Here is a 10,793-nt window from a genome sequence, read left to right on the forward strand (position 1 = left end):
GGGGGAGTGCTCCGTTGGGGCTCAGGCGATGCCGAGCATGTGCTGCAGCTGTGCGGTGCTGATCGGTGCACCGGCGAAGTCATCGAAGATCTTGTCGGTGACCGGAATGATGTGGTCGCGGATGAACGCAGCGCCTTCGCGCGCGCCGGCTTCCTGGTCCTTCAGGCAGCACTCCCATTCCAGCGTCGCCCAACCCTGGTAGTCGTACTGGGCCAGCTTGGAGAAGATCGACTTGAAGTCGACCTGGCCATCGCCCAGCGAGCGGAAGCGGCCGGCGCGTTCGGTCCAGTCGGCATAGCCACCGTAGATGCCCTGGCGGCCGCTGGGACGGAACTCCGCATCCTTGACATGGAACATGCGGATCAGCGGGTGGTAGATGTCCAGGTACTGCAGGTAGTCCAGCTGCTGCAGGACGAAGTGGCTGGGATCGAACAGGATGCGGCAGCGTTCGTGCTGGCCGACGCGCTCGAAGAAGCGCTCGAAGCTGGTGCCGTCGTGCAGGTCCTCGCTGGGATGGATCTCGTAGCAGAGGTTGATGCCGTTGTCCTCGCAGGTATCGAGGATCGGTCGCCAGCGACGGGCCAGTTCATCGAAGGCGGCATCGATCAGGCCCGGCGGACGCTGCGGGAACGGGAACAGATAGGGCCACGCGAACGAGCCGGAGAAGGTGCCCATGTCCTGCAGGCCCAACCGGCGCGAGGCGCGCGCTGCCAGGTGCAGCTGCTGCTGCGCCCATTCGGTGCGGGCCTGCGGGTTGCCACGCACTGCTTCCGGCGCGAAGCCATCGCAGAGCTCATCGTAGGCCGGATGCACGGCCACCAGCTGGCCGAGGATGTGGGTGGTCAGTTCGCTGACCTGCAGGCCGTGCTCGGCCAGGGTGCCGCGGATGTCGTCGCAGTAGTCCTGGCTGTCGGCGGCGGTAGCCAGATCGAACAGGCGCGCATCCCAGGCAGGAATCTGCAGGGCCTTGAAGCCGTGGCCGGCGGCCCACGCGGCGATGCCGGCGAGGCTGTTGAACGGGGCCTGGTCACCCGCGAACTGTGCCAGGTGCAGGCTGGGGCCCTTGAGGGTTTGCATGTGTTGCTCCAATTGTTTGTCGGTCGACAAAGAATAGGCGCGGTTCTCGCAGCGGTCAACACCCGCGCTACACTGCGCGCCTCATCACGGCAGGCAGGCAGATGGCAGGGCGACCGCGCGAATTCGACAGGGACCAGGCGTTGCGCAAGGCGATGCTGTTGTTCTGGCAGCACGGCTATGAAGGCACCTCGATGTCGGCGCTGGTCGACGCATTGGGTATCGCTTCGGCGCGGATCTACGCTGCGTTCGGCAGCAAGGAGCAGCTGTTCCGCGAGGCGGTGGCGCTGTACGAGGAAGGCGAGGGCGGCTTCGCGCCGCGTGCACTGGAACAGACGTCGTTGCGCGAGGCGATCGGCTCGATGCTGCGCGAGGCCGTGCTGACCTACACCCGGCGCGGGCGTCCGCATGGTTGCCTGGTGGTGTCGTCGGCCAGCAGTGTCTCGCCGGACGGCGAAGGTGTACGCGACTGGCTGGCCAGCCATCGCCGGCAACGCACGGCGGCGATCATCGCGAGGTTGCGGCAGGCGCAGGCCGAAGGGCAGCTGGCCGACGATGTGGCGGTGCAGGCGTTGGGCGATCACTTCGCTACGGTGCTGCACGGCATTTCGGTGCAGGCCCGTGACGGCATCAGCCGTGAGCGCCTGCTGGCGATGGTCGATGTGGCGTTGAGCCCGCTGCCCTGACTCCGGGCGGGGGACCCCAGGCGATGCCGGCTGACTGTGCCGAAACCGCTTGTTTCACCGGGCTTGGGCGCCGCGCAACGAAATCGTAACAATTTGGGGGATAATGGCGGCTTGCGCAGTTTTCCTCCTTTTCGCCGCCCGGCTCGCGCAGGCCGCACGGACGCCTCCTCAGAGCTTTGCATGCCCTCCCATTCCGATTCCCGCCGTCTGTCGGGTCTGTCGTCTTCCTTCGTTTCCCTCCGCCGCCACCCGCTGGCCCTGGCCTGTGCCGGCCTGGCCCTGGTCGGCAGCTTCGGTGCCGCCGCGCAGGACAGCGCGCCGACCCCGACCGGCCTGGACACCATCACCGTGACCGCCGAGCACCGTGAGCAGAACCTGCAGGAAGTGCCGGTCTCGGTCGGCGTGGTGCAGGGCGAGCGCATGCGCGACTTCACCGCTGGCGGCGACGACACCCTGCTGGCGCTGTCCGGCCGTGTGCCGAGCCTGTATGCGGAAACCACCACCGGCCGCATCTTCCCGCGCTTCTACATCCGCGGCCTGGGCAACATCGACTTCTACCTGGGTGCCTCGCAGCCGGTGTCGATCATCCAGGACGACGTGGTGCTGGAGCACGTGGTGCTGAAGTCCAACCCGGTCTATGACGTGGACCAGGTGGAAGTGCTGCGCGGCCCGCAGGGCTCGCTGTTCGGTCGCAACACCACCGCCGGCATCATCAAGTTCGACACCCTGAAGCCGACCCAGGACTACACCGGTCGCGTCAGCGCCAGCTATGCCACCTACAACAGCGTGTCGATCGACGGTGGCTTCGGCGGCCCGATCAACGACGTCGCGTCGTTCCGCGTGTCGGCCCTGTACCAGCACCGCGACGACTATGTCGACAACACCTACACCGGCCCGAGCGCCGATGGCACGGTCAGCCCGAAGAAGAACGCCATGGGCGGCTTCGATGACCGCAACGTGCGCGCGCAGCTGCTGCTGACCCCGAGCGATCAGTTCTCGATCCTCGCCTCGGCCCACGCCCGCGATTACGAAGGCACCTCGACCCTGTTCCTGCGCGGTGCGCTGACCAAGGGCTCGAACCAGACCGACGTGCCGCGCGACAAGGTCGCCTACGACGAAGCCGACAACAACCCGCAGGCCTACAAGACCTACGGTGGTTCGGTGAAGGCGCGCTACGACTTCGGCGCGATCGACTTCACCTCGATCACTGCCTACGAAACCACCTCCGGCTACAGCCGTGGCGACACCGACGGCGGCGCCGCGGTGAACTTCCCGGTCAACGGCGTGCCGAACGGCTACGGCCAGTCGATGGGCCGCATCCGCGACCTGGACCAGTGGACCCAGGAATTCCGCCTGGCCAGCCATGACGACAACGCGCTGCAGTGGCAGGCCGGTGCGTTCTACTTCAATGGCAGCGACACCACCGATTTCTACCAGCGCGCATGGTTCCTGAAGGGCGCTGCACGCAACCCGAACAATTGGGTGCGCCTGCGCAACAAGAACACGTCGTGGGCCGGTTTCGGCCAGCTGAGCTACGCCTTCACCGACAAGTTCACCGTCACCGCCGGCCTGCGCCAGACCAAGGACGAGAAGCACACCCGCCTGCTGAAGACGGCTGACACCGCCGCCGGCGTGGTCACCTACAAGGGCCGCACCGACGTCAAGATGTCCGACACCACCCCGAGCTGGGATCTGAGCGCGATGTATCAGATCACTCCGGACGTGAGCGTCTATGCGAAGGTCGCACGCGGCTTCCGCGGTCCGACCATCCAGGGCCGTTCGGCGGTGTTCAATGCCGACTTCACCACGGCCGATTCGGAGACCATCCTGTCCTGGGAAGCGGGCGTGAAGAGCAGCCTGTGGGACAACCGCCTGCGCCTGAATGCCACCGCGTTCACCTACACCGTCAACGACATCCAGCTCAACGGCAACGATTCGGACGGCAACGGCGTGTTGTTCAACGCCGACAAGGCCAAGGCCTACGGCTTCGAAGCCGACATGGAACTGCGCCCGATCCCGAACCTGACCCTGAGCGCCGGCCTGAGCCTGCTGCACAGCGAGATCAAGGACAAGCGCGTGTACGCGCAGGTCTGCGGGCTCAACGGGCAGGTGGTGTGCACGGTGAATGACCCGACCATCAAGGTCGGCGCCAACACCTTCGCGCAGATCGACGGCAACCCGCTGCCGAACGCGCCGAAGTACAACGTCAACCTCGCCGCCCGCTACGACTTCCCGGTCAGCGACGCCGGCACCATGTTCGTTTCCACCGACTGGAACAAGCAGGGTTACACCAGCTTCGTGCTGTACGACAGCAAGGAGTTCAACTCCAAGGGTGACTTCGAGGGCGGCCTGAAGATCGGTTACTCGGGCAACTACGGTGCCTACGAAGTGGCGCTGTTCGCGCGCAACATCACCAACGAGAAGAACCTCAAGGGTGTGATCGAGAACTACATGGCAGCGGTCTACAACGAACCGCGTACCGTCGGTGTCTCGCTGAACATGAACTGGTAATCCGCTCTCGCGGTGGCGGCGTGTGCCGCCATCGCGCGGCGTGTATGCAAAGGGCGGCCCGCTGATCGGGGCCGCCCTTTTTGTTGCGTCAGACCGCGGTGAGGTCGCTGTCCTGGCTGCGCTGCCCGAAGGTCAGCGCCCACGTGGCGCTGTCCACCTGCTGGCGGTCCTGGGCCTGCTGCTTGCGCGCGCGGCTGGCGCCGAACCAGCGGCCTTCACCGTTGATCAGCGGCGCCATGCGCACTACGTCCACGTACTCCGGGTCGATGTCGCTGGCGCGCTGCAGCCAGGTCAGGGCCAGGAAGGCATTGGCCGGCACGCCGTCACCGGAGTGGTAGATGTCGGCCAGGTAGCCGGCGGCCCACAGCCTGTCGTCATCGTCACCGCGCCACCACAGCGGAATCAGCGCGCGCTCGACCGCTTCGCGCTTGTGCGCATCGTTGTGGCCGTCCAGCGCCAGGCAGGCGAGGTTGCGGCAGGTCGGTCCCCACACGCGCTCGCCGGCGTCGGCTTCACGCAGGCAGTGCAGGTACAGTTCGCGCGCACGTGCTTCGTTGTCGGCACCACCGGCAGCGACCAGGCGTACGCCGAGGTTGTAGGTGGCGATCAGGTCGCCGCCTTCCACGGCGCGCTCCTGCCAGTACGCCGCCTTCTCCGCGTCGACGAATTCGGGTTGATCACGGCCGGCCAGGCGCCCCTTGTACAGGTCACACAGCGCCGACATCGCACCGGCATCACCCTCCTCGGCCATGCGCTGCAGCAGCGCCAGGCCCGCAGGCTGCGAGACATCGCTGAACAGGTTGGCCGCGAAGGTGACCGCGGAGGTGTTCTCGTTGGGGGCCAGCTTCAGTGCGCGCTGCAGCAGGGCATCGGCGCGGATGGGGTCGGCCGTCTGGCCGAGCAGGCCATGCTCGATTGCGGTAGCGGCCCAGAGCAGACCGATGGCTGAATCGCCTTCGCGCGCCGCGTAATCCACCACCTGCGCGAACAGTGCTTCAGCCCCGGCAACACGCGCGAACCAGGTGCAGGCTTCCAGGTTGCTCAGTCCATCGTGCAGGACTACGTCGCGGTCCAGCGCCCAGGCCTGGCGCAGGTCATCGAGCACCGCCTGCATATGCTGCGCATGCCAGTGCACCTGCTCCTGGGCGTCCTCGACCCGGCCGAGGCGATAGCGCAACCCCGCGCGCTGGGCCAGCACCTGCGCGCGCAGGTTGCGGTCCAGATGCCAGTCCAGGACCTGCGCATAGGCGCGCTCGTGTGCGGCGACAGTCTCGCTGTCCTCGCGTTGTGGCCGCTCGGCCAACCAGTCCTGCGCCTTGCGCCAGCGCAGCGCATTGCTCTGCGCAAGATCCAGGCCGCGGCACCAGCTGCCTTCGATGAAGTCCTCCATCGCTTCGTGGCTGCCGCCCCAGCGCGGATAGAGGTAATACAGCGTATCTTCCAGCGTGCTCAGATCGTCGGGACGCTGTTCCAGCACCTGCCGCATCCAGTACGCCAGCGGTGCGTCGAAATCGTCCTGGCTGCGTTCGTGCAGCAGTGCGGGCAGGTGGTCGGGAAGGGGCCGCAGGGGCGCGCCGAAGCGCGACAGCAACTGCAATGCCTGTCGCCATGCCTGTGGATAGTGCTCGGCCAACGCGGCATCTTCGGATTCGGGCGTTCGGCCGGCCTGCAGTGCACGCAGCCAGTTCGGCTCGTCCAGGTAGCTGGTGATGCGCTTGATGCCATCCAGTGCCAACGCCGGGCGCGCCGACAGTGCGATGGCCTGCAGGTAGGCCTGCACGGCATGGTCGCGTGCCATATGTGCGGCCAGCCATTGACTGTCCTCCACCAGCGCGGCCACGTCGGCGCTGCGCAGGACACCAGCGGCATCTTCCCAGCAGGCGCCCAGGCGCAGGTGCGCGTAGTAGCTGCCGGGAGCCGCAGCGGCCCAGTGCTGTGCCTGCTGCAGGCGCTCGTGCAGGGGCAATGCCGGGTCGTGCAGGTTGCGCAGGCGCCAGCGGATACCCGGCAGCAACTGCGCGCCCTCCAGCCATGCCTGCTCGTGCGGTGTCAGTAAGGCGTCCAGCTCGGCATAGCGCCGTTGCTGCAGCGCGCTGCGCGCCTGTGCGCGCCAGATCAGGTCCTCCGCGCCGAGGCCGTCCTTCACAATTCCATCTGTCATCTACTGCCATCCAACACTAGCGGGGCCGCTATTGGACAGGCCCACGCCCGCGTCGGCAAGCGTGGCAGATGCTCAATTCAGCTGTGCAGGTGCCGAGGCGAATCCGGCACCCGCCGACATCAGCGCGCGGGTAGCAGGGACTGCAGCCGCGATTCCAGTTCCTGCTGGCGCCAACCTGCCAATGCGGCGGGCCATTGGCGACGTTCCAGGTAGCTTTCCAGGTGCTTGCGCGAGGCCAGCACTCCGTCCGGCAGGCCCAGTTCGCGGCTGCGTTCGGCCACCGCATCCTGCAGCTTCTTCAGTGCCTGCTTGTTGCTGTCGTTGGCCGGCAATGCCAGCGGCGCTTCGGCTTCATCGGCCAACGGTGTGTCCAGCGCCTGCCACACGGCGGCGGCGAGTTTGCGCGGTGCCTTCGGGAACTGCTCGAACAGCTTGCCCAGCGCGGCGGCGTCGGCCGGTGGCGTGCGTGCCAGGGTCGCGGCCAGTTCGTTGTCCAGGATCCAGCTGCGCGGCCGATCGCTGCTGCGCGCCTGGACGTCGCGCCAGCGCAGCAGGCGCAGCAGACGGTGCTGTGCGGCGGCATCAAGGAACTGTGCCGAGCGCATCGCCAGGTGTGGCCAGCGGTCTTCATCGTTGGCGACGCTGGCCAGCAGGCGCTCGCCATCATCGTGCAGCCACTGCTGGCGACCCTGCGACTGCAGCTTGGCGTCGATGGCGTCGTGCAGTGCGAACAGGTGTTCGACGTCGTCGGCGGCATACTGCAACTGCGACTCCGACAGGGGCCGGCGCATCCAGTCCGAGCGGGTTTCGCCCTTGGCCAGCGCCACGCCGGTGATTTCCAGCACCAGCTTCTGGTAGCCCATGCCACCGCCGATGCCGGCCAGCGCAGCGCCGATCTGGGTGTCGAACAGCGGTCGTGGCAGTACGCCGCAGGCCCATTTGAAGGCGACCAGGTCTTCGCTGGCGCTGTGCATCACCTTGGTGATCGATTCGTCGGCCAGCCGCGGCGCCAGCGCCTCGGCCATGCCGGGAATCAGAGGGTCGATCAGCAGGATGTCCTGCCCGACCGCCATCTGCACCAACGCCAGTTGCGGCCAGAAGGTGCGCTCACGGATGAATTCGGTGTCCAGGCCGATGCGGCTAGGACGCTGCTGGAAGTATGGATCCAGCTCGGCGGGGGTGGTGATCCAGGTTGCCACGGGTCAGGGCCTACTACTCGGGTTTGCTCAGGCAGGGGAGAATAGCCTAACGTCGGTCCGCGTCCGTGCCGTAGGAGGCCCAGCTTGCGTTTTCCGTTGTCATCCGTGCTGTGCACCGCCCTGGCCCTGGTCCTGGCCGGTTGCACGCCGTCGCCACCGGCGGTGGCGGAGCGGGGGGCGGGCGAAACGGCGCGGCCGGACGAGGGTACGCAGGCCGATGCCGGCGCGCAGGCGGTGCAGGGCAGTGTCACCATTGCCGGCGAGGATGCCGCCGAAGATGTGCAGCGCTGGACGCCGCCGCGGGTTGACCGGCAGAACCGCAGCCTCGCCCAGCTGCGCCGGGCGGCCGAACGGGCCTTTGCCGAGGATCGTCTGTACGAGGACGGCGATGCAGCCGTCCCGCTGTGGCTGGCGGTACAGGAAGAGGATCCGGACGATCGCCAGGCCCGCAGCGGCCTGCAACGCGCGCGCCAGCGCCTGCAGCAGCAGGCCGATGCGCTGCTGGTACGCCCCCTTCAGCAGCGCGAAGCGTTGGCCGAGGCCAGCCGCCAGGCGCTGGTGCTGCTGACCCTGGCGCCGAACGATGAGAAGGTGCGCGCGCTGCAGGGCCGGGTGGAGCTTGCCCAGCGGGTGGTGGCTTACAACCGCGCCGGCGAGGAGGATCTGCGTTCAGGCCGGATCGGCGAGGACGGTGATGGTGCCATTGGCAACTTCCGCGAGGCGCTGGCCCTGGACGAACACAACAGCCGTGCACGGCAGGGTCTGGCAGCGGCCGAGAGTGGCCTGATCCGGCGTGCCGAGGAAGCCGCGCGCGCGCGCGATTTCGCCAGCGCCGGGACCTGGCTGGCGGAGGCCAGCAAGGTGCGCGACTCGTCGCCGACCATTGCCGATGCCTTCGAGCGTATCGAACAGATCCGCGCAGCCGCATTGCTGCAGCTTCGCGATGACGGGCTGCGCGAACTGGGCACGCCGCAGGGCCTGAAACCGGCGCGCGAGAAGCTGGCCGAGGCCCTGCGTATCGCATTGCCCGGTGATGCGGTGGTGGCCCAGCTGCGCGAGCGCATCGACCTGGCGACCCACTACGGCAGCTTCCGTCCGGGCCAGGTGTTCAGTGACGCCCTGCGCGACGGTGGACGCGGCCCGCAGATGGTGGTGGTGCCGCATGGCGGCTTCCAGATGGGGGCGGGCGACAACGAGCCCGGTTCCAGCGACGCCGAGCGTCCCTCTCACTACGTGCGCTTCGACCGTGGCTTCGCGATGGCGATCACCGAAGTGACCGTCGGTGATTTCGAGCGCTATGTGAAGTCGACCAATGCGCGGCCGCGTGCAACCCGGCGCGGCCATTCGGTGGTCTATGACGAGCGCAGCGGCAACTTCATCCGCCGCAGTGGCGTCGACTGGCGTTCGGATTACGACGGAGGTCGTGCGCTGGGCAATTCGCCGGTGATGCATGTCAGTGTGCGCGATGCCGAGAACTACGCCGCGTGGCTGTCCGAGCAGACCGGGCGCAGCTACCGGCTGCCCAGCGAGGCGGAATTCGAGTACGCGTTGCGGGCCGGCAGCAGTGGCCGCTATCCCTGGGGCGACGCGGGCACGCCGCCGCCGGGCAGCGGCAACTTCACCGGCAGCAAGGACGTTTCCCCTTCCGGTCGGCACTGGCACAACGCCTTCATCGGCTACGGTGATGGCTGGTGGGGGCCGGCACCGGTCGCCAGCTTCCAATCCAATGCCTTCGGGCTGCATGACATGGGCGGCAACCTCAGCGAATGGGTGGCCGACTGCTGGCACGCCAGCTACCGCCGCGCCCCATCCGATGGCGTTGCCTGGTTCAACCCGGGCTGCCGTTCGCGGGTGATCCGCGGTGGCAACTGGGCCAACGCGCCCGAGCAGACCCGCGCGGCCTGGCGGCAATCGCAGGATTCGGACACCACCAACGCGCGCATCGGCTTCCGCCTGGTACGCGGCATCTGATCAGCGCCCGGCTTCACCCGCTGCGGGCATCGGCGCACTAAGATTGCGTCGTGTCCGCCTGCCGGCGGGGCCTGCTGGAAGACCACCCGATGCGCAACGATCCCTTTTCCCGCTCGCCCCAGGGCCCGCAACGGCGCGGCCTGTTCGGCAACATCCGCTGGTGGGTGCTGCTGCTGGCCGCCGGCTACGCGGTGTTCTACTGGTTCTCCAACCGCACGGTCGATCCCTACACCGGCGAGAAGGTGATGATCGACAGCAGCCTGGACGCGCGCCAGGAGACTGCCCTGGGCTTGCAGGCCTATCAGCAGATCCTGTCGCAGGAACGGCCGATGGACCCGAATGCGCCGATCGCGCGTGATGTGCGCGACATCGCACAGCGGTTGATTGCCAAGGTGGACGTGGTGGAGACGGCGTTGGCGCAGGAGCACGGTGTGCAGCCGGCGCATTTCGCGCGTGATTTCCAGTGGGAAGTGAACGTGATTCCTTCCGAGCAGGCCAATGCGTTCTGCCTGCCCGGCGGCAAGATGGCGGTCTACACCGGCCTGGTGCCGGTGGCGCGCACACGCGATGCAATGGCGGTGGTGATGGGGCATGAGATCGCCCACGCGTTGCTGCGCCATGGTGCGCAGCGCATGGCGCAGCAGAAGCTGACCCAGATCGGGCAGATGGCCGGTGCCGCCAGCGGCATGGATGCCCAGCAGCAACAGATGATGATGTCGGCGATGGGCTACGGGTACCTGCTGCCGTATGCGCGCAGCCATGAGACACAGGCCGACGAAGTGGGCCTGATGCTGGCGGCGGCGGCGTGCTTCGACCCGCGCGAGGCGGTGCCGTTGTGGCAACGCATGGGCCAGGCCAGTGGCGGGCAGTCGCCGCCGGAGTTTGCCTCCACCCATCCCAACCCGGGTACGCGCATCCAGAACCTGCAGGCACTGATGCCGAAGGCGCTCGAGTACCGGCAGAAGTTCTGCGAGCAGGCAAAGTAGGGGTTGGTCGGCAGGGCTGCGCCCTGCACCCGCTACGAACCAAGGCAACAGCAACAGCCGAAGCGGGTTTCCTGTGGGTAGGCGGGGTGGGTCCGGTTGCGGGGGACGCTGCAAGTACCCCTCCGGGGCCCGGCCCAGCCGCTGGCGGCTGGGCGTTCGGGCGCTTGCGAAGCAATGCTTCGCAAGCAAAGCGCCCTCACCCATG

General features: G+C 67.5%; 7 protein-coding genes. 4 read left to right on the forward strand and 3 right to left on the reverse strand.

Going from position 1 to position 10,793, the window contains the following annotated elements; genetic code table 11:
- Positions 1 to 21: 21 nt before the first annotated feature.
- On the reverse strand, positions 22 to 1,077 hold the full coding sequence (locus ABH900_RS13340) for a sugar phosphate isomerase/epimerase family protein (RefSeq protein ID WP_429623397.1): 1,056 nt from the start codon (positions 1,075 to 1,077) through the stop codon (positions 22 to 24).
- A gap of 101 nt (positions 1,078 to 1,178) precedes the next feature.
- Here ABH900_RS13340 and ABH900_RS13345 point away from each other — a divergent pair, with 101 nt between their 5' ends.
- Complete coding sequence (locus ABH900_RS13345; RefSeq protein ID WP_429623398.1) at positions 1,179 to 1,760, forward strand: TetR/AcrR family transcriptional regulator; 582 nt, start codon at positions 1,179 to 1,181, stop codon at positions 1,758 to 1,760.
- A 180-nt stretch (positions 1,761 to 1,940) separates the two neighbouring features.
- Entirely contained in the window at positions 1,941 to 4,271 is a 2,331-nt protein-coding gene (locus tag ABH900_RS13350) for a TonB-dependent receptor (protein ID WP_429623400.1), read from the forward strand.
- Between the two features lie 88 nt (positions 4,272 to 4,359).
- On the opposite strand, the gene ABH900_RS13355 is transcribed toward ABH900_RS13350, so the two are convergent.
- Positions 4,360 to 6,432, reverse strand: coding sequence for a DUF4034 domain-containing protein (locus tag ABH900_RS13355; protein ID WP_429623401.1), 2,073 nt, complete (start codon positions 6,430 to 6,432; stop codon positions 4,360 to 4,362).
- Positions 6,433 to 6,551: 119 nt separating this feature from the next.
- Positions 6,552 to 7,631 (reverse strand): ribonuclease D, encoded by a 1,080-nt coding sequence (gene rnd / locus ABH900_RS13360; RefSeq protein ID WP_429623403.1) that lies wholly within the window; start codon positions 7,629 to 7,631, stop codon positions 6,552 to 6,554.
- A gap of 84 nt (positions 7,632 to 7,715) precedes the next feature.
- Between rnd and ABH900_RS13365 the strand changes: the two genes are divergently transcribed.
- Entirely contained in the window at positions 7,716 to 9,602 is a 1,887-nt protein-coding gene (locus tag ABH900_RS13365; RefSeq protein ID WP_429623404.1) for a formylglycine-generating enzyme family protein, read from the forward strand.
- An 89-nt stretch (positions 9,603 to 9,691) separates the two neighbouring features.
- The gene (locus ABH900_RS13370; protein ID WP_088026614.1) at positions 9,692 to 10,588 is read left to right on the forward strand and encodes a M48 family metallopeptidase; all 897 of its coding nucleotides are present in this window, start codon (positions 9,692 to 9,694) and stop codon (positions 10,586 to 10,588) included.
- Positions 10,589 to 10,793 lie beyond the last annotated feature (205 nt).

The organism is Stenotrophomonas sp. AN71 (assembly GCF_050435725.1).
GTDB lineage: Bacteria > Pseudomonadota > Gammaproteobacteria > Xanthomonadales > Xanthomonadaceae > Stenotrophomonas.